This is a genomic window from Duganella sp. Leaf126 (assembly GCF_001423125.1).
Taxonomy (GTDB): domain Bacteria; phylum Pseudomonadota; class Gammaproteobacteria; order Burkholderiales; family Burkholderiaceae_D; genus Rugamonas.
The window spans coordinates 106,257-132,429 of record NZ_LMNW01000033.1 but is presented as its reverse complement, the minus strand read 5'-3'; the positions used below and the strand labels follow the sequence as shown (position 1 = coordinate 132,429).

At 65.8% G+C, this 26,173-nt stretch carries 22 protein-coding genes; 11 read left to right on the top strand and 11 right to left on the bottom strand.

The window, feature by feature from the left end; genetic code table 11:
• From ASF61_RS18630 to ASF61_RS18620, 3 genes are read right to left on the bottom strand one after another with little or no spacing between them, the layout of a single operon-like run.
• Window positions 1-681, bottom strand: a complete 681-nt coding sequence (locus ASF61_RS18630; protein WP_056159311.1) for an ABC transporter ATP-binding protein — start codon at window positions 679-681, stop codon at window positions 1-3.
• Window positions 678-1,928, bottom strand: a complete 1,251-nt coding sequence (locus tag ASF61_RS18625) for an efflux RND transporter periplasmic adaptor subunit (RefSeq protein WP_082491806.1) — start codon at window positions 1,926-1,928, stop codon at window positions 678-680. Before ASF61_RS18625 ends, ASF61_RS18630 begins: the two co-directional genes overlap by 4 nt.
• Entirely contained in the window at window positions 1,925-2,599 is a 675-nt protein-coding gene (locus tag ASF61_RS18620) for a YIP1 family protein (protein WP_162242012.1), read from the bottom strand. Before ASF61_RS18620 ends, ASF61_RS18625 begins: the two co-directional genes overlap by 4 nt.
• Window positions 2,600-3,375: 776 nt before the next feature.
• On the opposite strand from ASF61_RS18620, the gene ASF61_RS18615 reads away from it, so the two are divergent.
• Genes ASF61_RS18615 through ASF61_RS18585 form a run of 7 tightly spaced genes read left to right on the top strand, consistent with a single transcriptional unit; the run spans window position 3,376 to window position 10,832 of the window.
• The gene (locus ASF61_RS18615) at window positions 3,376-5,400 is read left to right on the top strand and encodes a hypothetical protein (RefSeq protein WP_056159298.1); all 2,025 of its coding nucleotides are present in this window, start codon (window positions 3,376-3,378) and stop codon (window positions 5,398-5,400) included.
• Window positions 5,393-6,223 carry a bifunctional 2-polyprenyl-6-hydroxyphenol methylase/3-demethylubiquinol 3-O-methyltransferase UbiG gene (locus ASF61_RS18610; protein WP_056159295.1) on the top strand — a complete coding sequence of 277 codons (831 nt, stop codon included), beginning with the start codon at window positions 5,393-5,395 and terminating at the stop codon, window positions 6,221-6,223. Before ASF61_RS18615 ends, ASF61_RS18610 begins: the two co-directional genes overlap by 8 nt.
• The gene (locus ASF61_RS18605) at window positions 6,220-7,404 is read left to right on the top strand and encodes a M50 family metallopeptidase (protein WP_056159292.1); all 1,185 of its coding nucleotides are present in this window, start codon (window positions 6,220-6,222) and stop codon (window positions 7,402-7,404) included. Before ASF61_RS18610 ends, ASF61_RS18605 begins: the two co-directional genes overlap by 4 nt.
• The gene (locus tag ASF61_RS18600; protein WP_056159290.1) at window positions 7,397-8,644 is read left to right on the top strand and encodes an aspartate aminotransferase family protein; all 1,248 of its coding nucleotides are present in this window, start codon (window positions 7,397-7,399) and stop codon (window positions 8,642-8,644) included. The genes ASF61_RS18605 and ASF61_RS18600 overlap by 8 nt, the downstream gene beginning before the upstream one ends.
• Window positions 8,645-8,674: 30 nt before the next feature.
• The gene (locus ASF61_RS23640) at window positions 8,675-9,316 is read left to right on the top strand and encodes a YIP1 family protein (RefSeq protein WP_056159287.1); all 642 of its coding nucleotides are present in this window, start codon (window positions 8,675-8,677) and stop codon (window positions 9,314-9,316) included.
• Window positions 9,313-10,077, top strand: a complete 765-nt coding sequence (locus ASF61_RS18590; protein WP_056159284.1) for an SDR family NAD(P)-dependent oxidoreductase — start codon at window positions 9,313-9,315, stop codon at window positions 10,075-10,077. The genes ASF61_RS23640 and ASF61_RS18590 overlap by 4 nt, the downstream gene beginning before the upstream one ends.
• Window positions 10,074-10,832, top strand: a complete 759-nt coding sequence (locus ASF61_RS18585) for a hypothetical protein (RefSeq protein ID WP_056159280.1) — start codon at window positions 10,074-10,076, stop codon at window positions 10,830-10,832. The genes ASF61_RS18590 and ASF61_RS18585 overlap by 4 nt, the downstream gene beginning before the upstream one ends.
• A 12-nt stretch (window positions 10,833-10,844) precedes the next feature.
• On the opposite strand, the gene ASF61_RS18580 is transcribed toward ASF61_RS18585, so the two are convergent.
• Complete coding sequence (locus tag ASF61_RS18580) at window positions 10,845-11,378, bottom strand: DUF2812 domain-containing protein (RefSeq protein WP_056159277.1); 534 nt, start codon at window positions 11,376-11,378, stop codon at window positions 10,845-10,847.
• Window positions 11,379-11,386: 8 nt separating this feature from the next.
• On the bottom strand, window positions 11,387-11,701 hold the full coding sequence (locus tag ASF61_RS18575) for a PadR family transcriptional regulator (protein ID WP_056159274.1): 315 nt from the start codon (window positions 11,699-11,701) through the stop codon (window positions 11,387-11,389).
• Between the two features lie 164 nt (window positions 11,702-11,865).
• Here ASF61_RS18575 and ASF61_RS18570 point away from each other — a divergent pair, with 164 nt between their 5' ends.
• Window positions 11,866-12,600, top strand: a complete 735-nt coding sequence (locus ASF61_RS18570) for an ATP-binding cassette domain-containing protein (protein WP_056159272.1) — start codon at window positions 11,866-11,868, stop codon at window positions 12,598-12,600.
• Window positions 12,597-13,784 carry an ABC transporter permease gene (locus tag ASF61_RS18565; protein ID WP_056159268.1) on the top strand — a complete coding sequence of 396 codons (1,188 nt, stop codon included), beginning with the start codon at window positions 12,597-12,599 and terminating at the stop codon, window positions 13,782-13,784. The genes ASF61_RS18570 and ASF61_RS18565 overlap by 4 nt, the downstream gene beginning before the upstream one ends.
• 3 nt (window positions 13,785-13,787) lie before the next feature.
• On the opposite strand, the gene ASF61_RS18560 is transcribed toward ASF61_RS18565, so the two are convergent.
• On the bottom strand, window positions 13,788-14,411 hold the full coding sequence (locus ASF61_RS18560) for a TetR/AcrR family transcriptional regulator (protein ID WP_056159265.1): 624 nt from the start codon (window positions 14,409-14,411) through the stop codon (window positions 13,788-13,790).
• Between the two features lie 95 nt (window positions 14,412-14,506).
• Here ASF61_RS18560 and ASF61_RS18555 point away from each other — a divergent pair, with 95 nt between their 5' ends.
• Window positions 14,507-15,613, top strand: a complete 1,107-nt coding sequence (locus tag ASF61_RS18555) for an MBL fold metallo-hydrolase (protein WP_056159263.1) — start codon at window positions 14,507-14,509, stop codon at window positions 15,611-15,613.
• A 12-nt stretch (window positions 15,614-15,625) separates the two neighbouring features.
• Here ASF61_RS18555 and ASF61_RS18550 read toward each other — a convergent pair whose 3' ends face one another.
• Window positions 15,626-15,973 (bottom strand): hypothetical protein, encoded by a 348-nt coding sequence (locus ASF61_RS18550; protein ID WP_229205924.1) that lies wholly within the window; start codon window positions 15,971-15,973, stop codon window positions 15,626-15,628.
• Between the two features lie 263 nt (window positions 15,974-16,236).
• Here ASF61_RS18550 and ASF61_RS18545 point away from each other — a divergent pair, with 263 nt between their 5' ends.
• Window positions 16,237-17,217: a substrate-binding domain-containing protein gene (locus tag ASF61_RS18545; protein ID WP_229205923.1), complete on the top strand. Its 981-nt coding sequence runs from the start codon at window positions 16,237-16,239 to the stop codon at window positions 17,215-17,217.
• A 9-nt stretch (window positions 17,218-17,226) separates the two neighbouring features.
• Here the strand turns inward: ASF61_RS18545 and ASF61_RS18540 are convergent, their stop codons facing one another.
• The 4 genes from ASF61_RS18540 to ASF61_RS18525 form a co-directional block, all read right to left on the bottom strand.
• The gene (locus ASF61_RS18540) at window positions 17,227-18,414 is read right to left on the bottom strand and encodes an FAD-dependent monooxygenase (protein ID WP_056159258.1); all 1,188 of its coding nucleotides are present in this window, start codon (window positions 18,412-18,414) and stop codon (window positions 17,227-17,229) included.
• A 54-nt stretch (window positions 18,415-18,468) separates the two neighbouring features.
• Window positions 18,469-18,918, bottom strand: coding sequence for a MarR family winged helix-turn-helix transcriptional regulator (locus ASF61_RS18535; protein ID WP_056159694.1), 450 nt, complete (start codon window positions 18,916-18,918; stop codon window positions 18,469-18,471).
• Between the two features lie 184 nt (window positions 18,919-19,102).
• Window positions 19,103-22,399 carry a fused isobutyryl-CoA mutase/GTPase IcmF gene (icmF, locus tag ASF61_RS18530; RefSeq protein WP_056159255.1) on the bottom strand — a complete coding sequence of 1,099 codons (3,297 nt, stop codon included), beginning with the start codon at window positions 22,397-22,399 and terminating at the stop codon, window positions 19,103-19,105.
• A gap of 30 nt (window positions 22,400-22,429) precedes the next feature.
• The gene (locus tag ASF61_RS18525) at window positions 22,430-25,987 is read right to left on the bottom strand and encodes an indolepyruvate ferredoxin oxidoreductase family protein (protein WP_056159252.1); all 3,558 of its coding nucleotides are present in this window, start codon (window positions 25,985-25,987) and stop codon (window positions 22,430-22,432) included.
• Window positions 25,988-26,173 lie beyond the last annotated feature (186 nt).

Sequence of the window (26,173 nt, the reverse complement as noted above, 5' to 3'; positions counted from 1 at the left end):
CTAGTTGTTCGAATCTGAAACGATCTTGCCGTCGGCAAGACGGATGACCCGCTTGCAGCGCTGCGCCACGTCCGCCTCGTGGGTCACCACCACCACTGTATGGCCCTGTTCATGCAACAGGTCGAACAGCTGCATGATTTCAGCCGTGGTGGCCGAATCGAGGTTGCCCGTGGGCTCGTCGGCCAGCAGGATCGCCGGCTCGCCGCACAGGGCCCGGGCGATCGCCACGCGCTGGCGCTGGCCGCCGGACAACTGGTTCGGCAAATGGTGCAGCCGGTGTCCGAGTCCCACCTGTTCCAGCATGACGCGGGCGCGCGCGCGCCGTTCGGCAGGCGGCATGCCGCGGTAGATCAGGGGTTGCGCCACGTTGTCGAGCGCAGACAACTTCGACAGCAGGTTAAAGCTTTGAAAGATGAAGCCGATCTCGCGGTTGCGCACCTGTGCCAGTGCGCTGACGCTCATGTCGCTGACGCAGCGGTTGTTCAGGATGAAGCGGCCGCTGCTGGGCACATCGAGGCAGCCCAGGATGTTCATCAGCGTCGATTTGCCCGAACCCGAACTGCCCACGAAGGCCACGTAGTCGCCGGCAGCGATCGACAGCGAAAGATCCTGCAGCACGGCGATGTCTTCCTGGCCGAGGCGGTAGTGCTTGCTGATGTGCTCCAGCTCGATCACGTTCATCGGTAAGTGCCCGTTGCAGCGGCTGCGCGGCTGGCCGGCGGCGCTGGCGGATGGTCGAGGCTGTCGCCATCGACCAGATGCCGCAGTTCGCGGTAGGGGCCGGTTACCACGGTCTCGTCCTGGCGCAAGCCGTTGACGATGGCCTGGTACTGGTCGTTGGACACGCCCAGCTTGACCAGCCGCTTTTCCGCCACGCCGCCGTTATTGACGAACACATAGTTGACCACCTCGGGCGCGCGCCGCTTGCTGCCTTCCTGGCCGCCGCCGTTTTCGTCGTTATTGCTCAGCACTGCCTGCACCGGCACCGTCAGCAACTGGCCGGCCTGCTCGGCATAGATCTCGGCCCTGAACGTCATGCCGGGGCGCAGGCGGATGCCTTCGGGCTGTTGCAGCGATACCTTCACGCTGTAGGTCTTGCCCTGGGCGTTGGCGCCGGCCTCGCTCGGTTTCCTCGGCTGCATGGAAATGCTGCGCACCTTGCCCTGCAGCGGCGCATCCGGGTACGCCGAGACATACAGCGCCACCTTGCTGTCCAGGTTGAACGAGCTCATATCGGCCTCATCCACGTTGACCTCCGCCATCAGGCTATCGGTATTGGCGATGGTCATCATGCTGGCGCCCGGGATGCCGATCTGGCTGGCGACGGCCGTTTCGCCGAGCTTGATGTCGACTGCCGTGACCGTGCCCGACAGCGGAGCGCGGATGATGGTCTTGGCCAGCCGCTCGCGGCTTTGTCGCAGCACCGCCTCGGCCTGGGCCAAGTTTTCCTGCGAGATGCGCAAATCGAGCCGGGCCCGGTCGTAGCTGAACTGGGCGTCCTCGAGCTGCGGCTTGGTGATGTAGCCGCGCTGGTTCAAGTCCTTCTTGCGATCGAGCTGGTCTTTCTGGTTGGCCAGTGCGATGTCCTGCTGCTGGATATTCAAGCGCTGCTGGCGTACCGCCGCCTCCTGCTGCTCGACTTCGGCGCGGTAAGCCTTTTCATCGATCAGCAGCAATTCCTGGCCGGGCGTCACGTGGTCGCCTTCCTTGACCAGGATGCGCGTGACCTTGCCGATCACCTCGGGCGACAGCTGCACCTGTTCCTGAAACGCCAGCGTGCCCGATGCCAGGACCGACGTGCTCAGCTTGCGCAGGGTCACGGTTGCGGACTCGACACGCTTGCCCTTGGCCGGCTTGAAGGCCTGCACCGCAAACGGCGACGCCAGGACCACCACGATGGCGCCGATGATGAACTGCTTTTTCATCATCGCGTACCCAGGGCAGCGCTCAGCGCCCACAGGCCGTAGATCACGCCATACGGCAGCAGCACGACCACGGCGGCACTCACGGTGCTGCGCTGCGTCCAGTTGCGCACCCCCATGATCAGCAGCCCCAGGCTCCACAGGCTGAGCAGGTTGATGCTGTCGGTCAGCGATTGCCACGGCGCGCCACTGGGCAGATGCAGCAGCAGCTGGTTGACGGTAAACGGATTGAGCTGTTCCGGGCTGAGCTGGAAGTTCTTGCTCAGCAGGAGTTGACCCAGGGTCAGCGGCAGAAACAGGGCCGAGGGCAAGGCGGTCCACGCCACCAGCGCGAACCAGGCGCCGAAGGTGCGGGTGGAGTGGCTGATCTTGGCCGCCAGGTGCAGGTAGCCGGCCAGCAGCAGCTGGGTCAGCGGCACCAGGATCACCACGCTGAGCAGGCTGCCGATCACCAGCGCCTTCATGGTCAGGATCCGCTTGCCGGCCTCGCGCTGGGCCGGTTCCATCGCGGCCACCAGATTGTCCTGCAGCCAGGCGAAATCCACCGCCTGGTAATAGACCAGGAACGATACGATCGACGCCAGCAGCACGACCATTAATGGCAACCACGCCTTGTTTTCAGTCTGCTCCGATAAAAAAGCCCGGCTGGGGTCGGTGAATATATTCAGTGCCGCCATTTTCACGCTCATTGCCGATCTCCCTGTAAAAGTCATCCAATAAAAGTGCCTCTGCGCGTGCAATTTAATCGGTTCCATAAAAAAAGGTCAATCGCTAGGAACGAAATACAACGGCGTCATCCAGAAATTATTTTTTTTGAAAAAACAAAAAAATTATTTTTCAAGTTTTTTGGACGCAGGCGAGCTTAACTGTTTGATATGCGGATCGAATACTCACGGATTGTCACAAAATTATCAAAATCATGTTCTGAAAGCATCAAAAGCAGGCAAATTTGTGTCTTGCATTCAAAAAAAATCACATGCTAGGATGTATCCAAGAGCTGCAGCCGCACTCTTCCGAACGTGACAGCGACACCGTTGCTGGCATGCCGGGCAGTCCCCTGGTCACAGGGAAATCACCATGGATTATCGAAAACTTGGCGGGCTGAATTTATATATTCAGCTTGATGGGAGTTCTTTATTCTAAATTTTTAAATTAAGGGAAATATAATGGAACTGCATATCGAAGCATTGCCCGAAATTAAAGCCCCAATGAGCGACATGGAATGGGGCGTAGCTGTCGGCATCGCCATCGTTATCATCGCGACGTAATTTAAATCACTTTCAAAGGATAAATCATGGAACTGCAAATCGAATCGCTGCCAGCCGTTAAATCCCCGCTGTCCGACGCTTTCTGGGAAGGCGTTGCCATCGGCATCGCCATCGGTGTGGTCGTAGCAACGTAAGACATCCGTAACACGTAGACCCTGAGCGGTCCTCTGCGAGGACCGCTTGTCATGACCGATCTGGGGAACAATGTGAAGACCATAGGCTTTGCCAGAGTAAAACTGGACGTCGAATACGTGAGCGGTGTCGGTTTCGATATCCATGACGCGCACATCGCAGCCGCGATGGCCGCACAGGGCATCGGTGTCAAGCTGTACCGTGGTCGGCCCGAGGGACGGGCGTCGGACCTGGTCAGGCAACTGCTGCGTCAGCGCACCGAGGCGTACCATTTTTGTGTCACCCCCTACAATGCAGCACCCACGTTGCAACTGTTGCGCGGCATCGACGCCTTGCAGCCGCACGCGGAATTTTTTCTCTCCGGCCCCCTCGACGGCGCCAACGACAAGGTCGCCGCCGCCCTGCGCGAGCGCAGCGCCTGGCAGGCAGACACCGACCCCGGCGTGATCGCCGCATGGCTGTGCCGCCACGCCGCTTGCGCGCCGGCCGCGCTGTCTTCTCCTTCTTCTTCCCCTTATCTGAGCGGCCTGTTGACGGTCCACGACGTGGTCCAGACCGGCCTGCTGGCGGGCCCGCTGCTCGCTGCCGAGCTGCAATGGCTGGCGACGCAATCCTCGGCCGACGCCGGGCCGGTGCCGATCTGGGCGCTGCAACTGGCAGCACCGGTGCTGCAGGCGACCCTCGACCTCCTGCTGGCCCAGGGCGGCGGCCGTCAATACCGGCTGCATGCCGACAGCAGCGCCTTTACCGCCGCCGTCTATGCGCAGTGCGCACCGGCGCTGGTGACGGCCATCGCGCTGGATGGCGCCGATCTCGCGCCCGACTTGCAGGCACAGCTGGCCACCGATCCCCGCTGCACCATCGACAACGGCGCCCGGCGCACCGCGCGCTGCCAGTTGTATGGCACCAATGGGCATCTTGCCTTGCGCACCGGCAGTTACTTCGACGCCAAGCAGCTGCCGTCGCTGAATCACCTCGAACTCGATGCCGACCTGGCACCGGCTGCGCGCCGCGCTGCCTACGCCTGGGCCGCCTCCGATCTCGACCTGCGCAGCGCCGTGGTGCTGCGTGCAACCGAACGCCGCTATAACGAGCTGCTGCCCGACCTGCGCACGCCGGCGCTGGCAGAAACCGACGGCTGGCCCAAGCACGCCTACGTGCTGGTGGCCGAACCGCACGCTGCGCAGGCGCGGCTGGCACTGGACGGCAAATCGGTGCAGTTCGAGTCGGCAGACTTGCCGCTGGCCCAGCTGGGGGCGGCCGGCAGCACGCTGCGTCCAGGCGTGCAATATTTTCTCCAGATACGCGACAGTGCCGATGTCGCGGCCCTGCGTGCGCGGCTCGCGCTGTTCGAGCGCAGCGGCGAACTGCATGGCGCGCCGCCGGCCGTCAACCTGGCGGTCGATAACCGCTGCCGCTGGGGCGTCAATGGCAGCTGCCGTGTCCACCTGATGCGTCGTCTGCAGGTGGGGCCGCAGGGTGAAGTGAGCACCTGTCGCGATACCCCCGCGATCGGCAGCACTGCCCAGCGCTATGACGACCTGGTGCTCGAGGCCCGCAAGCGCCAGCAGCTGGCGACGGTGCGGCGCGACTGCGCCACCTGTCCGGTGCGGTCGCAGTGCAGCCAGTGCAGCCAGATGCCCGAAGCGTTTGCCGGCCAATACTGCGAAATTCGCCGCGCCTATCCGAACATGACCCTGTTCTTCGACATGCTGGGGCTGCCGGCGGCGCTGATGCCGCTGCTGGGCGACGGCAGCGTCGCCGCCCACATGCAGGTATCGAGCGCCGGCATGGCGAACCGCTTTTATGGCGGCGCCTGCGGAACGGCCCGGACCGGCGAGCGCCCGCAGATCATTGCCATCGGCGGCCAGTACATCGTCTGGTGGCGCCAGCAGCGGCGGTTGCTGCGAATCAGCCAGGCGATGGCCGTGATCGCCGAGGCATGGTGGACCGGCGCCGCCGATGCCGACCTGTGCGCGAGCCTGAGCGCACAGTTCAACGTGACTGCCGACGACGCCGGCGCCAGCCTGGCCACGGCCCGTACCAACTTACAGCAACAAGGAGTGATCGGTGACTAATCTTGCTCTGCCTGACAACGATAATTATTTCGGCATCTTTCACAAGCTGCACCAGCTGGGGGTGGCAGCCGACTACACGGGCGACCTCTACGGTCCGCACTTCGCCGGCTTTTACGACCGCTTCCTCGGCACCTATATCGAAGACTTGCCCGCGTTCGAACGTCACCTGCAGCCCGGCATGCGCGTGCTCGACCTGGCCTGTGGCGCCGGCCGCCTGAGTTTTCCGCTGGCGCGCCTGGGCGCCCGCGTGGACGGGCTCGAGCTGTCGGCCGACATGCTGGCGCTGGCCGCGCTGCATGGCGCGCAGGACCACGCCGACATCGCGGACCGGGTGCGCTTCATGCAGGGCGACATGACGCAGTTCGCACTGGACCAGCAATACGACCTCATCATACTTGGCATCACCAGCATCAGCCTGCTGCGCAGCGCGCCGCTGCGCGCCGGCCTGTATGCCTGCGTGGCCCGCCACCTGGCGCCGGGCGGACGTTTCGTGTTCGACACCATCGATCCCGACGGTCCGAACACCGGCCTGTACACCACGATGACCGACATGTGGTCGCACGAGAACGACGAGGGGATCGATTTTGCCGTGATCGGCCAGCAGCTCAGCGCCGACGGCGGCACCCTGCAATTCAATGTGTACCGCGAGCAGCTCGACTGGGCCGGTGCGACGCGGCGCAGCCTGGGCTGCAGCAGCAAGGCGTGGTTGCCGCGCGCGCTGATGCAGGCGGAAATCGCGGCGTCGCCGCTGGTGATCGACCACGAGCACACGTTTGCCGATCTGCGCTACTACGTGCTCACCCACCGCGAGGCGGCAGCATGAACGCGGCGACCGCAGGCGCACCGCTGGTGAACGCCGAGCTCGAGTTTGAACCGGCCGTGGACGGCAAATGCGTGGTCTACGACCGCCGCCAGAAAAAATATTTTCGCATGGGGATGCGGGAAACCGGCTTTCTGCGCAGCCTGGACGGGGCGCGCTCGGCCGAACAACTGTGCCTGGCGCCAGGCGACTTCACGGCCGCCCAGGTGCGCACGCTGCTCGACTGGTTTGCCAGCAACGGCATGCTGCATGACGCCGTGCGGGCAGCGGCGCCCAAGCCGCTGCTGGAACGGCTGGCGGCGGTGACCGACGCCAAGCTGGTGCTGTGGAATCCGGATGCCTTCCTCGACCGCCACCGCCCCCTGATCGCCGGCCTGTTCGGCCTGCCCGCGCGGGCCGCCTGCCTGGCCATCTGCCTGCTGCCGATGCTGCTGTTCGTGCTGGCGCCGCGCGCACTGGACAAACCGCTGCAAGCCTATATGTACCAGCTCGATTACGTGCAGGCCGTCCTGGTGCTGGTCATCATGCTGCTGATCGTCGCCGGTCATGAACTGAGCCACGCGGTCGTCTGCAAATACTTCGGTGGCGCGGTGGAGGCGGTCGGCATCAGCTTCCTGTACCTGGCGCCGATCGCCTATTGCGATGTCAGCGCCACCTGGCGCCTGCCTTCGACCGGCGCCAAGGTGGCGGTGGCGCTGGCCGGCGTGGTGTTCCAGTTGCTGCTGTCGTGTTTGCTCCTGAGCGCCTGGATCGCGTGCGGCGTGGACCTGTTGATGACCCTGGCCATCATCAACAGCCTGATAGCGCTGCTCAATCTGTTCCCCTTCGTCAAGCTGGACGGCTACTGGATCGCGGTGTACCTGTCCGGCCTGCCCAATCTGCACCAGCGCGCGGTGGCTGCCGCGTGGCGCCGCGCGGCACGGCTGGTCGGTCTCGGTGCGCTGACCAGCGCCAAGCCCGCGGACGAGCCGGCCTGGCTGCCGTGGTTCGGCCTGGGCGCCACGGTTGCCGTCCCCGCGTTCTGGCTGATGGGCCTGTTCAACATCTACCGCTGGCTGGCACCGTATTCGCCTCTGGGTGCCAGCGTGCTCGCTGCCCTGGCGGTGGTGCTGCTGGCTTACCGCGGCGTGCGCCAGGCCACTGCCCACCTTCACCAGTTGCGCAAGGGGGTGTTGCATGGCTAAGTTATGGCGGCCGTTTTCGGCACCCGGCGCACCGGCGTCACTGCGCCTGCGCGCCAGCGCCGGGCTGGTGGTCACCGATGACCGCAACATCGAATACCTCGATTGCGCCAGCGGCCTGTGGAATATGGCGCTGGGCGGTGCCCACGACGCCGTCACCGGGGCGATCGCACGCACCTTGTCGCAGCTCGGCTACGCCACCCTGTTCGACACGTCGCACGACTACGCCGAACAGCTGGCCGAGGCCTTGCTGGACCGGTGCGCGATGCCCGGCGGCGCCGTCTATCTGTCCACCACCGGCTCCTCCGCCGTGGAGACCGCCCTGCGCCTGGCCTGTCTCTACCAGGAACGGTCGGGCCGTGCCGGCAAGCGCGCCATCGTCAGTTTCGACGACAGCTACCATGGCGGCAGCTGGCTGGCAGCGCTGGCCGGCGGCTTGCTGCAAGCGGAACTGGCACCGTCCGAACAGCTGGCGCCTTCACTGTTTCGCCGCATCCCCGGCCCGCGCGACGAAGCGGCATCGCTCGCTGCGCTGGCCGCACTGCTTGCTGCCGACGGCGCCGCGCTGGCAGCCATGATCGTGGAACCGGTGCTCGGATCGGCAGGCGTGATCGTGCCCAGCGCGGCGTACTGGGCAGCGGTGCAGCAGCTGTGCCGCCAGCACGACGTGGTGCTGATCGCCGACGAGGTGGCAACCGGCGCGGGCCGCTGCGGCACCTTCCTGGCGTCGCAGGCACTGGGCCTGCAGCCCGATATCGTGACCTTGTCCAAGGGGCTCAATGCCGGCTACCTGCCGCTGGGCGCGACGGTGCTCGGGGCGCCGCTGGCGGCCGTGTTCCGGGGCGCCGTGCCGGCCGTGGCGATGGGTTCGACGCAGGATGGCAATCCGCTCGGTTGCAGCGCCGCCCTGGCTACCCAGCAGTTTATCGATCAGCACGACGTGCTGGCCGGCGTGCTGCGCAAGGGGCAGGTGATCCGCACCGCGCTGGCCGGACGGGCGTATCCGTGCGTGGCCGAGGTCCGGGGCCTGGGCCTGATGATCGGCATCGCCCTGCGCCACGCCGGCGGGCAACCCTTTACGGCGGCCGAGTCGCAGCAGGTGCGTGCCGAGCTCAAGGAAAATGGCTTGCTGGTGTACCACTTCGACGGCGGCATCAGCCTGTTCCCTGCGCTCACCATCAGCGAGCATGAGATCGACGACATGCTCGATCTGCTCGATACCGTTCTGTGTCGGCTCTTCTAGGTCTTTTCAGCACTCACACGAGGCACTCTCATGCATATCTCTCCCCTGGCGCGCGTCCTGCTCACACCCGCCGCCGTCTTCCGCCAGCTCGACCGCATCCAGACCGGCAAGCTGCTGGCCACCATGCTGGCGCTGCAGCTGCTCATTTCGCTGGTCAACATTCCGATGTTTACCAGCGGCACCGAGCAGGCACTGAGCCAGCTGCCGGCCGGCATGGCGCCAAACAAGTGGTTCGTGGTCGGTGCGGCGCTGGCCGTGTCGGCGCTGATGCCGACCTTGCTGATCCTGTTCATGAGCGCGATCTTTTTCCTGGCTGCTGCGCTGGCCGGCAACATCAAGTACCGGCCGTTGCTGAGCATGACGGCGCTGGCCAGCGCACCGGTGCTGCTGGCCAGCGCCCTGCGCGCGATCCTGGGCATCACGCTGGGCGGCGACGGCAAGTCCAATCCGCTGTCGTTTGCAGCCTTGCTGCACCTGGACACGGCGCCAGGCTGGCTGCAGATATGGAGCTATATCGACCTGTTCGACCTGTGGACCTACGCCCTGGTGGTGGCCGGCTTCGCGTGGACCATCAAGAGCCGGCGCGTGGGCGCCTATGCCGCCGCCGCGCTGCTGTGGGGCCTGTTCCAGCTGGTGCTGCTGAAGGTGCAGATGATGGGAGCCCATGCATGAGCTCCTTCGGCTTGGACGGCAAGGTGGCGCTGGTCACGGGCGGCGGTGCCGGCATCGGCCGGGCCACGGCGTGGGCCCTGTGCCGCGCGGGCGCGGCCGTGGCCATCACGGAAGTGGCAGCGAAAGCGGGCGCGGCACGCGCAGTGGTGGCGGACCTGCAGCGCGCCGGTTACCGCGCCATGGACCTGACGCTCGACGTACGTTCGACGATGACGATCGCGTCAGCGGTCGGCCTGGTGTGCCGGCAATTCGGACGGCTCGACATCCTGGTCAACAACGCTGGCGCGCAGTTGCTCAAGAGCGCGCTGGAGCTGGAGGAGGAAGAGTATGACGACGTCATGGCGATCAATCTGAAAGGCGCGTTTTTCTGCGCCCAGGCAGCGGCGCTGGAAATGAGGGAACACGGTGGTGGCACCATCGTCAATATCGCCTCGCAACACGGCGTGGTCGGCAACATCAACCGGGCGCCTTACTGCGCCAGCAAGGGCGGGCTGATCAATCTGACCCGTGCCCTGGCCGTCGAGTGGGCGCCGCTGGGCATCCGCGTCAACGCGGTCAGTCCCACCTTCGTCGTGACCGAGTACAACCGTTCCCTGCTGGCGCAGGCGCCGTTCGCCGACGAGATCGCCAACGGCATCCCGCTGGGCGCCGCAGCCACGCCCGAAGACGTGGCCGATGCCGTGGTCTATCTGGCTTCGCCTGCCGCGCGCATGGTGACCGGGCACAACCTGATGATCGACGGCGGCTGGACTGCCCGATGAGCGCCATCAAGCCACTGCTGCTGGGCGCATGGCTGGCCTGGGCATCGGTCGCGGTCAGCGCGCGCGCCGATGACGCGGTCGCCACGCCGCCGGTGCAGATCACGGCGCTCAGGAATGCCGGCACGCTCGACTATGGCGCCTATTACGCACTGCAGCGCAAGCTGCTCGGCTACATGCCGCCCGACCACGCCCATGTCCAGCCCTTTCTGCGGCTGTCGTTCACCGACCTCACCGCCGACCAGCAGGACGGCTACGAACCCGCGGACTGGGCGGTGGCGGTCGTCAGCGACAGCAGCGACCACCCGGTGGCGTCGCTGCGCGGCGGCTACTTCGTGCTGCCGAACCTGCCGCTGCCCGAGGGCGAGACTGCCAGCATCCTGTTCAATGCCCGGACCAAGGCCCATTTCCTGGCGGTCGCCTGGTCGATACCGCCGGACGTCTGGCCGCGCCTGGACGTGGCGGCCGTGCGCGCAGCGCTGCGCGAGCTGCACGCGACCCAGGCCAATATTCCGTGGTACGCGCTGGGATTGCGGACCGAAAAATACGACAGTCCGGACCTGCTGAAGGTCTGTTTCGACGGCGCCGGCACCGTCGGGCTCGGCGACCGGCGCTATGCCAGCCGCGACAGCGGTTGCGCCCTGGTGCCGTTGCGTGACCTGGACGCGGCAGCCACACCGGCGCTGGCCCTGGTGCTCGATGGGCGGCTGTCGTTTGTCAGCCTCGGCCACAGCACCGGCTATGGGCTGGCGCCCTGACCAGGCGCGGCACTACAGCGCGCGCAACCGGCGCATGCGCGACAGTACGCCGCCTGCTGCCAGCAGGTTCATGCCGATCAGGCCGTAGAGCAGCACCCGGACCCCGATTGCCAGCGGCAGCGGCTGCTGGCGCAGCAGGTCGGCCGTATTGGGATGGACCGCGACCACCAGGGCCGGCAGCGTGGAGATGCCGAGGTACCAGAGGATGCGCTTGAACTTGGCCCGTTTCGAGACATCATCGGTAAAGATTTCCGCCTCGCTGCCGTCGGCCGCGCGCGGGGTGCGCCAGTACTGCCAGCCGTAGTAGCTGGCCACGTGTTCCCAGCCGGCGTCCGCGTACAACTGGCGGTAATGGGTGCGGCGCGGTCCGAATTCGATATCCATGCGATAGACCATGTCGCGCGGTTCGCCCCGCGTGAAACGGTAGCTGCCCAGCACCCCGACCGAGCGCAGGTGCAGGCCTTGCGCCGCCTGCTGCGTCAGCCATTCCTGCTCGGCCAGGTCCTGCCACGGCCACCAGAATTTGATTTTGCGTCGTACGTCCATCCAGTTCCTCAGCCGTTCTGCGCCAGCCAGCCGGCGTTGTCGAGCAGGCGCCGGGTGCGCGCCAGCTGCGCCTGCAGCACCGTGCGTCCCTCTGTCGTCAGCGCATAGATCTTGCGCCGATCTTCTTCGCGCACCATGGCGATCAGCTTCTGTTTCTCCAGCATGTTGAAGGCGCCGTACAGCGTGCCCGGTCCGATACGGACTTCTCCATCGCTCATCTCGCTGACCCGCTGCATGATGCCGTAGCCATGGCGCGGTTCATCGAGGCTGAGCAGAATGTAGAAGGTCGATTCGGTCAACGGCAGGTATTTATTTGCATCCATAGTTTCCCAGACATTAGATCGTAAGCCGACATATCGCTTGACGATGTATCGGCATACGACATAATATCATTTCAACGCAGCGATCACAGGGCGATCGTGCGTACCCGTCGCACCGGTGCCAGCCGGCGACGACGTTCTTTCCACATCAGATCAAGAGCCGAATCATGATAGAAGTTATGAAAGCGAGCAAGTCTTTTGGAAACGTCCGCGCCTTGAACAAGGTGTCGCTCAAGGCGGGCAATGGCAAGATCACCTGTTTGCTGGGCCCGAATGGCGCCGGCAAGACCACGCTGCTGCGCATGCTGCTGGGCCTGATGCCACGCGACAGCGGCGATATCCGTGTCGACGGCCTCGATCCGGCCATCGCGGCGGAAGCCGTACGTGCCTCGATCGGTTTCCTGCCCGACCAGGCCGGCCTGTACGACCGCCTGACGACGCGCGAATACCTGCTGTATTTTGCCCGCCTCAACGGCATGGGCACGGCGGCCGCGCAGGCCCGCATCGAGGAGGTGGCGCGTATCTTCGAGCTGGCCGACATCATCGACCGCCGCATCCTGGGCTTCTCGCAAGGCCAGCGCATGAAGGTGTCGGTGGCGCGCGCCACGCTGGCCAACCCGCGCAACCTGATCCTGGACGAGCCGACGCGTGGGCTCGATGTGATGAGCGCGCGCAGCCTGCGCCGGGCCCTGCTGACGCTGCGCGATGCCGGCTGCTGCATCGTGCTGTCCACCCATATCATGCAGGAAGTCACCCAGCTCAGCGACCACATCGTCGTCATGGCGCGTGGCAGCGCCATCGCGGCCGGCTCGCAGCAAATGCTGCGCGAGCTGACGGCAGCCGAAGACCTCGAAGAGGCGTTTGTCAGCCTGGTCGATACCAAGACGGCGGAGGCTGCATGAACAAGCTGCTGGTCGTCACGCTAAAGGAAGTGCGCGAGTCGCTGCGCGACCGCCGCACGCTGCTGATGCTGCTGTTGTTCGTGTTCGTCTATCCAGCGTTGCTGGGCTTGCTGTTGAGCGACCGGATCAAGAGCAGCGAGGCGGCGCGCGGCAGCTTCATCCACGTCGCCGTGGCGTCCGCGCCGGGCGCCCCCGCGCTGGTGACGTTCTTGCGTCGGCACGGGGCGGAGGCCACGCTGGTCAACAGCAGCACTGCTGCCGAAACAGCCTACAGCGAGGATCCGGAACGGGTCGGTATCGTGCTGGCCCAACAGGTCGGGGCCGGGGCCGCTCCATCCGCTGCTGCCCCGGTACCAGCACGTCTGCGGGAGACAGCGCTGTACTACGACAGCACGGGTGTGCCGGCGTCGGCCTATGTCAAGCTGGTCGGACTGGTGCAACGGTTCAATGTCGACGCCTACCGCAGCCAGCTGGCGCCCGAGGCGGTCCAGGCCGGCGCGCTGGCGCCCGTCGTCGAGCACGATGTCAGCTCCAGCGCGCAGCGTGCCGGCAAGCAGATCGCGGGCTTCATCGGCCTGTTCTTCATGCCCGCCTTTTTCTTGTGCATGAGCACAGTCATCGACAGCTCGGCCGGCGAGCGCGAACGCAAAACCATGGAGGTGCTGCTGGCGCAGCCGGTCAAGGCGGCTTACCTGATCGGCGGCAAATGGATCGCAGCCGCCCTGGTGGGCATGATCGGGCTGGCGCTGGAGCTGGTGCTGGTACACCTGGTCATGAGCACCTTGCCGCTGGCGCAGATCGGCCTGTCCTGGAGCCTGACGCTGGCGCAGATCGCCGGGCTGATCGTGGCAAGCCTGTCGCTGCCCCTGTTTGCCGCTGCTGCCGAGCTGGCGCTGGCGCTCAATGCCCGCTCCTACAAGGAAGCGCAGACCACGGTCGGCATGTTGTCATTGCTGCCGCTGCTGGCGTCGGTGGTATTCGGCATGGCGCAAAACAGCCATGCTTACGCCCATCTGCTGCCACTCATCAGCAACCAGTACCTGATGGCGCAGCTGGCGTCGGGCGCCGTCGTGCCGCTGAGCCAGTATGCGCTGACCTGGCTGGTCAACCTGGCGTGGGCAGCGCCGTTCGTGCTGTATGCCGTGATGCGGGTGCAGTCGCCGAAATACCTGGCAACGGTGTAGCCGTCACGCGGCGCCCCCCGGCGTGCCGTAATACGCCAGGAACATGTCCACCGTGGTCTCCAACACCGTCACCTGGGTGGCGGCGTCGAGCGGCGGCTGGTTGAGCGTGACCTGCGGCCAGAACGCGAAAGTCTTGAGCTGGCCCTGCAGCAGGTGCGCGGCCAGCACCGGGTCGGCTGCGCGCAGGCGGCCGTCCGCCTGTGCGGCGCGCAGCCAGCGCGTGAGGCCTTCTTCCTTGGTGCTCAGGCGCGCGACCATCTCGTGCGCGCGCGCGGGCGAATGGATGGTTTCGGCAATGGCCACCCGCGCCAGGTCGAGGAAGTAGGCGTCCTTGAGCATTTCCATTTTTTTCCACAGCAGCTGCAGCAACTGCTCGCGCAGGGGCAGGGTGCTGTCGTAGGGCGTGTCTTCCAGCGACGACGTGCTGCACCACAGTTGTTGCAGGATGTGCGCGAACAACGCTTCCTTGCTGGGAAAATGGTTGTACACGGTGCGCTTGGACACCCCGGCCGTGGCGGCGATCTTGTCCATGCTGGTCGACTCGAAACCGCTGCCGCGAAATGCGGCAATGGCGGCATCGACGATGGCCTCGCGCTTGCGGTCGGTGAGCTTGATGGGAGCATTCATCCAGACATTTTACACCCGGTAGTTTACTTTTTCAAAAATCAGAACTACACTGTGTAGTGTAAATTGTAGCGCTAACACCCCCTGCGAGGAATCCCATGGTCCATCCATCTGTTATTGCTGAGTCTGCTATCGACCATCTCGATGCACTGACCGCGCCTGCCGCACCGCGCACGCGCGACGGCCGTTACCGCAACCCGGCCCGGATGCAGAAGATGGGGCTGCTCAAGGGACTCAGCATCATGCTGCGCATGTGGTTCGACAAGCCGGCCAACACGGTGCCGCGCGCTGCCATTCCCGTTCACGCGATCACGCCGCAGCAGCTGCGCGCTGCGCCGGATCGCACCCTGTACCGCCTCGGTCATTCGACCGTGCTGCTCAAGCTCGACGGCGCTTTCTGGCTCACCGACCCGGTATTTTCGGAGCGCGCCTCGCCGTTGCAGTGGGCCGGCCCCAGGCGTTTTCATGCACCACCGATCAGTCTGCAAGACCTGCCACCGATCAAGGGCATCATCCTGTCGCACGATCACTACGACCACCTGGACCGCGCTGCCGTGCTGGCGCTGGCGCCGAAGACCGAGCACTTCATCACGCCGCTCGGGGTGGGCGACCGCCTGATCGCCTGGGGCATCGCGCCGCACAAGGTGCGCCAGCTGGGCTGGTGGCAAAGCACGCAGGTCGATGGCCTGCGCCTGGTGGCCACGCCCACCCAGCATTTCTCCGGCCGCAGCCTGAGCGACCGCAACAAGACCCTGTGGGCGTCGTTCGTGATCGAGGACCGCGAGGCCCGCATCTTCTTCTCCGGCGACAGCGGCTACTTCGACGGCTTCAAGGAAATCGGCCGCCGCTACGGTCCGTTCGACCTGACGATGGTGGAAACCGGCGCCTACGATCCGCAATGGCCGGACGTCCACATGCAGCCCGAGGAATCGCTGCAAGCCCACCTCGACTTGCGCGGCAAGGTCATGCTGCCGATCCATAACGGTACCTTCGACCTGTCGCTGCACCCGTGGCACGATCCGTTCGACCGCATTGCCGCGCTGGCGGCCGAACGGCGGCTGCCGCTGGCCACGCCGGAAATCGGCATGCCGATGGCCATCATGGCACCCCTGGCGCCAGCGGCGCAGCAGCCGTGGTGGACGCCGCTGGTGCTGCAGGAAGCGGCGGGCAGCGACACAGAGACCGGCCGTCAGACCGCGTCGTGACGGGCTGCCCGGTCAGGCGGTGACGTTGATGAACTTGCCGATCGCCTGGCCCAGCGAATTGACCTGGGGCCGGCTGGCGGTCAGCAGCCCGGTCAGTGCCTGCTCGGCGCGCGACGGGCTCTGGATGGCGCGGTCGAGGTTGACCGCAGGCGCGGCCTGCTGTGGCGTACGCGCGGCCTGCGTGCTTTCGCGCTCGCTTTGCGCCAGCGTCTCGCGGTCGCGGCGCAGCTGCGTTCTGCTCTGGTCCAGGCGCGCCGCATCCTGGTCCACGCGGGTTTCCCCTTGCCGCACCTGGCGCTCGGCACGGACCACGGACGATTGCAGCGTGCTGGCGGGCGTGATGGACGTTACGGTGGCCACGACATATTCCCTTCAGCGTTGATCGTTCTCTAAAAAAGATTAGGACAGAAAAACGAAAAAGGCAAGGCGGCAACATCATGCAGGCCCGGCGCTGCGGCAGCCTTGCAACTGGTCCGCCACGGGCACAGATGACCTGTCATTTGTTGTATTTATTGCGATTAACCTTTGTTGTCATGGCGGCAGCGTTGCCAGCGCCGCTATAATCGATGATCAACATTGAATGTTATCCTATGAACTTGCAGCGCTTGGCTAATTTTCTGGGGATGTCGAAAACCACCGTCAGCCGCGCCTTGAACGGTTATCCCGAGGTCAATGTCAAAACCCGGGAACGCGTGCTCAAGGCCGCCCGCGAAGCCGGTTACCAGCCCAATCCGATGGCGCGCAGCCTGGCGCTCGGACGCAGCAATGTGTATGGCCTGATCTTCCCCCTGATGACGGCCGACCTGGCCGATCCGATGTTCCTCGACGTGGTGGACGGCATGTCCGCCGCGCTCGAAGCATTCAACAAGAACCTGATCCTGGCGCCCGTCTCGCCTGGCACCGAGCAGCGCGCCTACCAGCAGATCGTGCGCGGGCGCCGCGTCGATGGCCTGGTGGTGTCGCGCACGCTGGTGCACGACGAGCGCATCGCCTTTCTCACCCAGGCCAAATTCCCGTTCATCGCCCACGGCCGCACCCAGCAGGATGCGCCGTATGCCTGGTTCGACTACGACCACGCGGCCGGCGTGGAACTGGCGCTCGAGCGCCTGCTGGCGCTGGGCCACCGCCGGGTGGCGATGGTCAGCGCCGCGCTGGACATGAATTTTGCCCGCGAGCGGCGCGACAGCTTCATGGCTTCGATGGCGGCTGCCGGCCTGGCGGTCGATCCGCGCTACCTGATCGCCGACTGCATCGACCGCCGCAGCGGCCACAGCGCCATGCAGCAGCTGCTGGCCTGCTCGCCGCGTCCGAGCGCGGTCATCGTCGACAACCACATGTCCGGCGCCGGCGTGGTGCGCGCCATGCGCGACGCCGGCATCGAGATGGGCAAGGACATGTCGGTGGTGGTGTGGGGCAGCATGGCCGATTCGCTGGCCGGTGCCAACGTCGCCACCATCGACCAGCCCGAACCGCGCAAGGCCGGCGCGCGCATGGTCGACATGCTGCTGGCGCTGGTCAACGGCACGCCGGCCACCGACCTGCAGGAGATGTGGCAGCCGGTGCTGCTGCCGGGCGCCACCATCGGTGTGTGCAGCGAGAACTGAGGTGGTGGTTCAGCGGTAGTCGGGCAGGTCGATCTTGCTGGCATCGCGCGCAAAACCGTTGTTGATCAAGCCGCGCAGCAGTGGCGTGCTGGCCAGGCGCAGCGCACCGTGCAGCAGTGTCAACCCGATGCCCGTATGCGGCCACAGCATGCGCGGGACGATTTTCGGGATATCCTGGCCTTCGTCCACGAACGGACGCATCATGCTCTCATACCGTGCGAACGCCGCTGCGGGCGCCGTGGCGTTGGCGATTTCGCCGGCGAGCACATAGCCGCCCACGATGGCAAGCGTGGTACCGATGCCCGATAACGGTGTCGGGCACCAGGCGGCGTCGCCGGTCAACACCACGCGTCCATGGAACCAGCGCGGCATGTGAACCTGGCGCAGCACATCGAAATAAAAGTCGTCCACCTCCTTCATCACGTCGAGAATACGCGGGAACTCCCAGCCGTCATTGGCGAACTGCGCGAGGATGAAGCGGCGCTGCTGGTCGGATGTCCATTCGTGTTCGCCTGCCGGCTTTTTCTGGATGCCGAGGTACGCGCCCAGCTTGTCGTCCAGCGCCGGCTTGAGGACCGCACCCCGGCCACCGACCGTGTTGTACTGCCGCGCATACGCGCTGTCGCCGGGCAGGCGCGGGATGCTGAAATAGGCAATGGTCAGGTCCATCCAGCGTACGACGTTCTCGCCGGGGAAGACCAGCTCGCGCGTGGCCGACCCCACGCCTTCGGCCACCACCACCAGATCGTAGCGCGCACGCTGGCCGCTGGCAAACGTCACGTCCACACCGGTGTCATCCTGATCGATCCTGGCGATGCTGTCGCCGAAGCGGAAACGGGCGTGCTGGCGCGCAGCGTCGTAGACGATGCGGGCGATATCGCCACGGCGGATTTCCAGTTCGGCAGTCGGGCCGCTGTCGGTGTCCGAATCGCTGGCCTCGAAGCGGGCGACCACGCTGTCGCTGTCATCGACCCAGTCGGTACCGCGCTCTCTGGTGCTGCGGGCCAGGGCGCGCTCTTCCAGGCCCATTCTGCGCAGGACTGCGCGGGCATTGCCGCGCACATCGACGTTCTGGCCGCCGTCGCGAAACGCTGGCGCGCGCTCGACGACGTCGACGTCAATCCCTGCTTGGGTCAGCCACCAGGCGGTGGTGGTGCCGGCGACGCTGGCGCCGGTGATCAATATACGACGGGACATGATGGCTCCTTGGAAAAGGCCATCATACAGGTTTACATCACGCGTGATATATATTTATGGTGTGCCGTGCTCGAGGTTGGTAATCAGCCGACCCAGCAAGCCGACCAGCAACGCCGCTTCCTGCGCCGAAAACCCGGTCGTGCCTACGGCGTTCATCTGCAGCAGCACGTCGTGGCCGATGGTCGCTGCCGCGCGGCCTGCGTCGGTCAGCCGCACGGTTGCTGCGCGCTTGTCGGTGGAAAGCGCCGCGCGTTCGATCAGCGCGGAGGCTTCCAGCTTGTCGAGCAGCGCCACCATCGCGGGCTGCTTGACAGCCGAAGCGCGCACCAGGTCGCGCTGCAGCATCGGACCTTTCCAGGACAGCAGCAGCAACGGCCCGATCAGCGCCAGCGTCAAACCATGCGTGCGCAGTTCGGCATCGACGGTGCGGTTGAATACGCGCGCGGCATGGTTGGCGAGGTAGCCCGGCGCAACTGCCGCTTCGGGATGGATGTCATTTTGCATGGTCGAAGCATAGACGAGCGGCCGGTGGTTCGACAATAGTTATTCTGGTCTCGGGTGAATACGAAGCCGGCGCCGCGTGGAGCGCGAACACCAAGCCACCGACCTTTGCACCGCCCCGGCCCGAGACCGCCACCGCCGCGTCGGGGCGGGGCCGTAGCGGGCGGCCGGATGGCCGCCATTGCTGCTACATGTTGCGCCGGTACTGCCCGCCCACCTCGAACAGCGCCGTGGTGATCTGACCGAGCGAGCACACGCGCACCGCCTCCATCAGCTGTTCAAAGACGTTGGCGTTGTCGATCGCGGCCTGCTGCAGGGCGGCCAGCGCTGCCGGCGCCGCGTCCGCGTGGCGCGCGTGGAAGTCGGCCAGGCGCTGCAGTTGCGACTGCTTTTCGTCGTCGGTGGAGCGCGCCAGTTCGATTTTTTGCGGCGCTTCGCTGCCGTTCGGGTTGCGGAAGGTGTTGACGCCGATGATCGGCAGCGTGCCGTCGTGCTTCTGGTGCTCGTACAGCATCGACTCTTCCTGGATCTTGCCGCGCTGGTAGCCCGTTTCCATTGCGCCCAGCACGCCGCCCCGTTCGGCGATGCGCTCGAATTCCTGCAGCACCGCCTCTTCCACCAGGTCGGTCAGCTCCTCGAGGATGTAGGCGCCCTGGTTGGGATTCTCGTTCTTGGCCAGCCCCCACTCGCGGTTGATGATCAGCTGGATCGCCAGCGCGCGGCGCACCGATTCGTCGGTGGGCGTGGTGATCGCCTCGTCGTAGGCATTCGTGTGCAGCGAGTTGCAGTTGTCGTAGATGGCGATCAGCGCCTGCAGCGTGGTGCGGATGTCGTTGAAGTCGATCTCCTGCGCATGCAGCGAGCGCCCCGAGGTCTGCACGTGGTACTTGAGCTTTTGCGAACGCTCGTTGGCGCCGTACTTGTCGCGCATGGCCACGGCCCAGATGCGGCGCGCCACCCGGCCCAGCACCGTGTATTCGGGATCCATGCCGTTGGAGAAGAAGAACGACAGGTTCGGCGCAAAATCGTCGATGTGCATGCCGCGCGCCAGGTACGCTTCGACAAAGGTCAAACCGTTCGACAGCGTAAACGCCAGCTGCGACACCGGGTTGGCGCCCGCTTCGGCGATGTGGTAGCCCGAGATCGACACCGAGTAAAAATTGCGCACCTGGTGGTCGACGAAATACTGCTGGATGTCGCCCATCACCTTCAGTGAAAACTCGGTCGAGAAGATGCAGGTGTTCTGGCCCTGGTCTTCCTTGAGGATGTCGGCCTGCACCGTGCCGCGCACGTTCTGCAGCACCCAGGCGCGGATCTTTGCCGCTTCGTCGGCATCGGGCTGGCGCTGGTGGTCGGCCGCGAACTTGTCGAGCTGCTGGTCGATGGCCGTGTTCATGAACATGGCCAGGATGGTCGGCGCCGGGCCGTTGATGGTCATCGACACCGAGGTGCTGGGGCTGCACAGATTGAAACCGTCGTACAGCACCTTCATGTCGTCGAGCGTGGCGATCGACACGCCCGAGTTGCCGACCTTGCCGTAGATGTCGGGCCGCAGCGCCGGGTCGGCGCCGTACAGCGTGACCGAATCGAACGCGGTGGACAGGCGCTTGGCGTCCATCCCGGTGGACACCAGCTTGAAGCGGCGGTTGGTGCGGAAGGCGTCGCCTTCGCCGGCAAACATGCGGGTCGGATCTTCGCCCTCGCGCTTGAACGGGAACACGCCGGCCGTGTACGGGAACGACCCCGGCACGTTTTCCAGCATCAAAAAGCGCAGCACCTCGCCGTCGTCCTCGTAGCGCGGCAGCGCCACCTTGCGGATGCGCGTGCCCGACAGCGTCTGCTGGACCAGCCGGGTACGCAGCTCCTTGTCGCGGACGGTGGTGACGTAGTCGTCGCCCGCGTACGCGGCCTGCAGCTGCGGCCACTGCGCCAGCAGCTTCTTGGCGCCGGCATCCATGGCGCTGTCGCGCTCCTCGATCACGGCGTCGAAATCGGCAATGCTGGCCGCCTTGCCGGCAGCGGCCAGCATGCGTTTGGCTTCGCGCAGCTGCTGGCGTTCGCGCGCCAGCGTCACCTGTTTGCGCGTGTGGCGGTGGTAGTGGCGCACGGTGTCGGCAATCTCGGCCAGGTAACGCGCGCGCGCGGGCGGCACGATCACGTGCTTGCCGCTCGAATGGCGCGCGCCGGCCGGCGCCAGCCGGGCGGCGCCGGTACGCAGGCCGCGGCGCGCCAGCAGCGGCAGCAGGCCCTGGTACAGGGCGGTGACGCCATCGTCATTGAAACGCGATGCCTGGGTGCCGTACACCGGCATCTCGTGCGCCGGTGTGCTCCATAGCTCGCGGTTGCGCTGGTACTGCTTGGCGACGTCGCGCAGCGCATCGAGCGCGCCCTTGCGGTCGAACTTGTTGATCGCGATGATGTCGGCAAAATCGAGCATGTCGATCTTTTCCAGCTGCGAGGCGGCGCCGAATTCCGGCGTCATCACGTACAGCGACACATCGACGTGCGGCACGATGGCGGCGTCGCCCTGGCCAATGCCCGACGTTTCCACGATCACCAGGTCGAAGCCGGCCACCTTGCAGGCGGCGATCACGTCGGGCAGGGCCTGCGAAATCTCGGAGCCGGCGTCGCGCGTGGCCAGCGAGCGCATGAACACCTGCGCCTTGCCGTTCCACGGGTTGATGGCGTTCATGCGGATGCGGTCGCCCAGCAGCGCGCCGCCGGACTTGCGGCGCGACGGATCGATCGAGATCACGGCTATGTGCAGCGCGTCGCCCTGGTCGAGCCGGATGCGGCGGATCAGTTCATCGGTCAGCGACGATTTGCCGGCGCCGCCGGTACCGGTAATGCCGAGCACCGGCACCGCCAGGGCGCCGGCGGCGGCCAGCAGTTCGGCGCGCAGCGCCGGCGCGGCGCGGTCGTTTTCCAACGCCGTGATCAGCTGTGCCAGCGGCCGGTGGCGGCCGGCCACGTCGCCCGCCTGCAGCGGTGCCAGCGACGTCGGCGCATACGGCGACAGGTCGCTATCGCACTGCGCCACCATCCACGCGATCATGCCCACCAGTCCCATGCGCTGGCCATCCTCGGGGCTGAAGATGCGGGTCACGCCGTACGCGTGCAGGTCGGCGATTTCGTCGGGCACGATCACGCCGCCGCCACCGCCGAACACCTTGATGTGGGCGCCGCCGCGCTGGCGCAGCAAATCGATCATGTATTTGAAGTATTCGACGTGGCCGCCCTGGTAGCTGGAAATCGCAATGCCCTGCACATCTTCGGCCAGCGCGGCGGTGACCACTTCGTCCACCGAGCGGTTGTGGCCCAGGTGGACCACCTCGACGCCGTTCGACTGCAGGATGCGGCGCATGATGTTGATCGAGGCGTCGTGACCGTCGAACAGCGAGGCGGCAGTGACGAAGCGGATTTTATTGGCGGGCGCCGGCGGTTGCGCTACGGCGTCCAGTTGGGGCGTGGAGAGATCGTTCATGGCGTATCCTTGTTCGAGGCAGCTAGGTAGCTAGGCGGCGCGCTGCTCGGCAAACTGTGCCAGCAGCCGTGCTTTGTCGGTGCGGAAGGCGGCAACCGCCCGTTCCTTCACATGGCCGAAGCCGCGTATCTTTTCCGGCAGCGCGGCCAGTGCCACGGCCACGGCGTGATTGTCGGGCGTGAGCTGGGCCAGCAGCGCCAGCACCAGCGCGCGGTATTCGTCGATCAGTGCGCGCTCCATCTTGCGCTCGGCCGTATAGCCGAACACGTCGAACGCGCTGCCGCGCAGCCCCTTGCACCGGGCCAGCAGCTTGAAGGCTTTCCACATCCACGAACCGAATTGCGCTTTCACCAGGTGGCCCTGGTCATCCTTTTTGGCCAGCAGCGGCGGCGCCAGGTGGAACTTGACCGAGAAATTGCCCTCGAACTGCTGCTGCAGTTGTTCCACAAAGCGGCCATCGGTGTACAGGCGCGCCACTTCGTACTCGTCCTTGTAGGCCATCAGCTTGAAGTAGTTTTTTGCGACTGCCGTGGACAGCTTGTTGCCCAGCCCGAGCGCGGTTTCGCGTTCACGCACGGTGCTCACCAGGTCGGTGTAGCGCGCCGCGTAGGCGGCATCCTGGTAGGCGGTGAGGAAGGCCACCCGCTGGTTGATCACGGTGTCGAGGCTTTGCGGCATCTGCACCACGACCGTCTTTGCCGGCGTGGCCACGCGTTCGACCCGGGCCAGGTCCACTGCCGCGCGCCGGCCCCACAGGAAGCTTTGCTTGTTCGAGGCGATGCCCACGCCATTCAATTCGATCGCGCGCAGCAGCGCCGCCTCGGACAGCGGAATGCGGCCGCGCTGCCAGGCATAGCCGAGCATGAACAGGTTGGCGGCGATCGAGTCGCCCATCAGCGCGGTGGCCAGTTTGGTCGCGTCGATGAAATCGGCGGCGCCGTCGCCCACCGACTGGGCGATCAGCGCCTGCACCTCGTCGGCCGGGTACTGCCAGTCGGCGTCCTGGGCAAACGTGCCGGGCGGCTGCTGATGCAGGTTGACGACAGCGCGCGTGCGGCCCGCGCGCATCTTCGAGATCGCGTCGGCCGCGCCGGCGGTCAGCATGTCGCAGCCGAGCACCAGGTCGGCCTCGCCGGTGGCGATGCGCTGGGCGCGCAGGTGGGCCGGACTGCGGGCGATTTTCACGTGCGAGGTGACCGAGCCATTCTTTTGCGACATGCCGGTCATGTCCAGCACCGAGGCGCCCTTGCCTTCGAGGTGGGCGGCCATGCCCATCAGCGCGCCGACCGTGATCACGCCGGTGCCGCCGATGCCGTTGATCAGGATGTTGTAGGGCTGGTCGCAGGACGGCAGTACCGGCAGCGGCAGCGGGCCGAAGTCGTCGGTTTTGGCAGTGCCGGCCCGGCGCTTTTTCAGTGTGCCGCCTTCCACCGTGACAAAACTGGGGCAGAAGCCCTTGGCGCATGAGTAGTCCTTGTTGCACGAGGACTGGTCGATGGTGCGCTTGCGGCCGAACTCGGTCTCCTTGGGCAGGATCGAGACGCAGTTCGACTGCACGCCGCAGTCGCCGCAGCCTTCGCACACGGCGTCGTTGATCACCATGCGCCTGGCGATGTCCGGATATTCTCCCTTCTTGCGGCGGCGACGCTTTTCGGCGGCGCAGGTCTGGTCGTAGATCAGCACCGAGACCCCGCTGACCTCGCGCAGGGCGCGCTGCACCGCGTCCATGTCCTTGCGGTCGTGCAGCGTGACGTGGGCGGGCAGGGCGCTGCGGTCCTGGTAGCGTGCCAGGTCTTCGGTGACCAGGGCGATGCGCTGCACGCCTTCGGCGGCCATCTGGCGCGCGATCAGCGGCACCGAGGTGATGCCGTCCACCGGCTGGCCGCCGGTCATGGCCACCGCGTCGTTGTACAGGATTTTATAGGTGATGTTGACCTTGGCCGCCACGGCCGCGCGGATGGCCAGGTAGCCGGAGTGGAAATAGGTGCCATCGCCGAGATTCTGGAACACGTGCGGGATCCTGGAAAACGCGGCCTGGCCGATCCACGGTGCGCCTTCGCCGCCCATGTGGGTGGTCAGCTTGTTGAACTCGGGGTAGATCGAGGTGGCCATCACGTGGCAGCCGATGCCGGCCAGCGCCAGGCTGCCTTGCGGAACCTTGGTCGAGGTGTTGTGCGGGCAGCCGGAGCAGTAGAAGGCCGGGCGGAACGGCGTGGTGACGGCGCGCGTCAGCACCGCGTCCTTGGCGTCGAGAAAGGCCAGCCGGTCGGCGATCTGCTGGCAGGTGGCAGCGTCCAGGTCCAGCCGGGTGACGCGGCTGGCGATCACGCGCGCCACCTGCGACACGGAAAAATCGGCCTTGGACGTGAGCAGCCACTCGCCGCGCGGCGCCACCCATTCGCCCTTTTCGTCGAACTTGCCGATCACGCGCGGACGCACGTCGTCGCGCCAGTTGTACAGCTGTTCCTTGAGCTGGTATTCGACGATCTGGCGCTTTTCCTCGACCACCAGGATTTCGTCGAGGCCCTGGGCGAACTCGCGCACGCTGTCCGGCTCCAGCGGCCACGGCATGGCCACCTTGAACAGGCGCAGGCCCACCGTGGCGGCCATCGCCTCGTCGATGCCCAGTTCTTCGAGCGCTTCAAGCACGTCGAGGTAGGATTTGCCGGAGGCGATGATGCCGAGCCTGGCGTCGGGACTGGTGATGGTGGTGTGGTTGAGGCGGTTTTCGCGCGCGTAGGCCAGCGCCGCGTAGATCTTGTAGTCCTGCATCAGCGCTTCCTGGTTGCGCGCCTGGCGCCCCAGCGGGATGCTCGACAGCCGCGCATTGAGGCCGCCTTCGGGCATCGCGAAGTCGTGCGGGATCTTCACCTGCACGCGCAACGGGTCGGCATCGACCGAGGCGGACGACTCCACCGTGTCGGCCAGCGCCTTGAACGCCACCACGCAGCCGGAAAAGCGCGACATGGCCCAGCCGTGCACGCCGAGGTCCAGGTATTCCTGCACATTGCACGGGTACAGCACGGGAATCATCGAGGCCGAGAACAGGTGGTCGGACTGGTGCGGCAGGGTGGACGAATAGGCGCCGTGGTCGTCGCCGGCCACCAGCAGCACGCCGCCGTTTTTTGCGGTGCCGGCGTGGTTCATGTGCTTGAAGACGTCGCCGCAGCGGTCCACGCCGGGGCCCTTGCCATACCACATGGCGAACACGCCGTCGTACTTCGCCTCGCCGATCAGGTCCACCTGCTGCGAGCCCCAGACGGCCGTGGCGGCCAGGTCTTCGTTGACGCCGGGGACGAACTGCACGTGGTGGGCGGCCAGGTGCGGCTGCGCCTTCCACAGGTTTTCGTCGAGACCGCCGAGTGGCGAGCCGCGGTAGCCGGAAATGAAACCGGCCGTGTTCAGGCCGGCTGCCTGGTCGCGCACGCGCTGCATCAGCGGCAGGCGCACCAGCGCCTGGATGCCGGACAGGAAGATGGGGCCGCTGGTGGCCGTGTACTTGTCGTCGAGGCTGACGTCGAGATTGACGCTGCTGGCGTGATACGCGTCGCCGTCGGCGAGCGCGCGCCCGGTGCTGTCGTCTGGCATGGCGGTGTCTCCGTGATGTGCCGTTTTTGCCCGCCTCCTGGGCGCCGGGTAGGCGCGCCGGAGGCGGGTCGGGGGCCGCCGGTGGGCGGCGCGCAGGGTGATTCAGGGTTGAATGTTCTGCAACTGGGTACGAGCTGGGTGCAGTATGGGCGCCTGCTGCACGGCAGGGAAATACCGTTTGCGGAT

Bases quoted from the DNA above. Each gene is read 5' to 3' on its own strand.
- ASF61_RS18630 (WP_056159311.1), bottom strand. From the start codon at position 681: ATGAACGTGATCGAGCTGGAGCACATCAGCAAGCACTACCGCCTCGGC.
- ASF61_RS18625 (WP_082491806.1), bottom strand. From the start codon at position 1,928: ATGATGAAAAAGCAGTTCATCATCGGCGCCATCGTGGTGGTCCTGGCG.
- ASF61_RS18620 (WP_162242012.1), bottom strand. From the start codon at position 2,599: ATGGCGGCACTGAATATATTCACCGACCCCAGCCGGGCTTTTTTATCG.
- ASF61_RS18615 (WP_056159298.1), top strand. From the start codon at position 3,376: ATGACCGATCTGGGGAACAATGTGAAGACCATAGGCTTTGCCAGAGTA.
- ASF61_RS18605 (WP_056159292.1), top strand. From the start codon at position 6,220: ATGAACGCGGCGACCGCAGGCGCACCGCTGGTGAACGCCGAGCTCGAG.
- ASF61_RS18600 (WP_056159290.1), top strand. From the start codon at position 7,397: ATGGCTAAGTTATGGCGGCCGTTTTCGGCACCCGGCGCACCGGCGTCA.
- ASF61_RS23640 (WP_056159287.1), top strand. From the start codon at position 8,675: ATGCATATCTCTCCCCTGGCGCGCGTCCTGCTCACACCCGCCGCCGTC.
- ASF61_RS18590 (WP_056159284.1), top strand. From the start codon at position 9,313: ATGAGCTCCTTCGGCTTGGACGGCAAGGTGGCGCTGGTCACGGGCGGC.
- ASF61_RS18585 (WP_056159280.1), top strand. From the start codon at position 10,074: ATGAGCGCCATCAAGCCACTGCTGCTGGGCGCATGGCTGGCCTGGGCA.
- ASF61_RS18580 (WP_056159277.1), bottom strand. From the start codon at position 11,378: ATGGACGTACGACGCAAAATCAAATTCTGGTGGCCGTGGCAGGACCTG.
- ASF61_RS18575 (WP_056159274.1), bottom strand. From the start codon at position 11,701: ATGGATGCAAATAAATACCTGCCGTTGACCGAATCGACCTTCTACATT.
- ASF61_RS18570 (WP_056159272.1), top strand. From the start codon at position 11,866: ATGATAGAAGTTATGAAAGCGAGCAAGTCTTTTGGAAACGTCCGCGCC.
- ASF61_RS18565 (WP_056159268.1), top strand. From the start codon at position 12,597: ATGAACAAGCTGCTGGTCGTCACGCTAAAGGAAGTGCGCGAGTCGCTG.
- ASF61_RS18560 (WP_056159265.1), bottom strand. From the start codon at position 14,411: ATGAATGCTCCCATCAAGCTCACCGACCGCAAGCGCGAGGCCATCGTC.
- ASF61_RS18555 (WP_056159263.1), top strand. From the start codon at position 14,507: ATGGTCCATCCATCTGTTATTGCTGAGTCTGCTATCGACCATCTCGAT.
- ASF61_RS18545 (WP_229205923.1), top strand. From the start codon at position 16,237: ATGTCGAAAACCACCGTCAGCCGCGCCTTGAACGGTTATCCCGAGGTC.
- ASF61_RS18540 (WP_056159258.1), bottom strand. From the start codon at position 18,414: ATGTCCCGTCGTATATTGATCACCGGCGCCAGCGTCGCCGGCACCACC.
- ASF61_RS18535 (WP_056159694.1), bottom strand. From the start codon at position 18,918: ATGCAAAATGACATCCATCCCGAAGCGGCAGTTGCGCCGGGCTACCTC.
- icmF (WP_056159255.1), bottom strand. From the start codon at position 22,399: ATGAACGATCTCTCCACGCCCCAACTGGACGCCGTAGCGCAACCGCCG.
- ASF61_RS18525 (WP_056159252.1), bottom strand. From the start codon at position 25,987: ATGCCAGACGACAGCACCGGGCGCGCGCTCGCCGACGGCGACGCGTAT.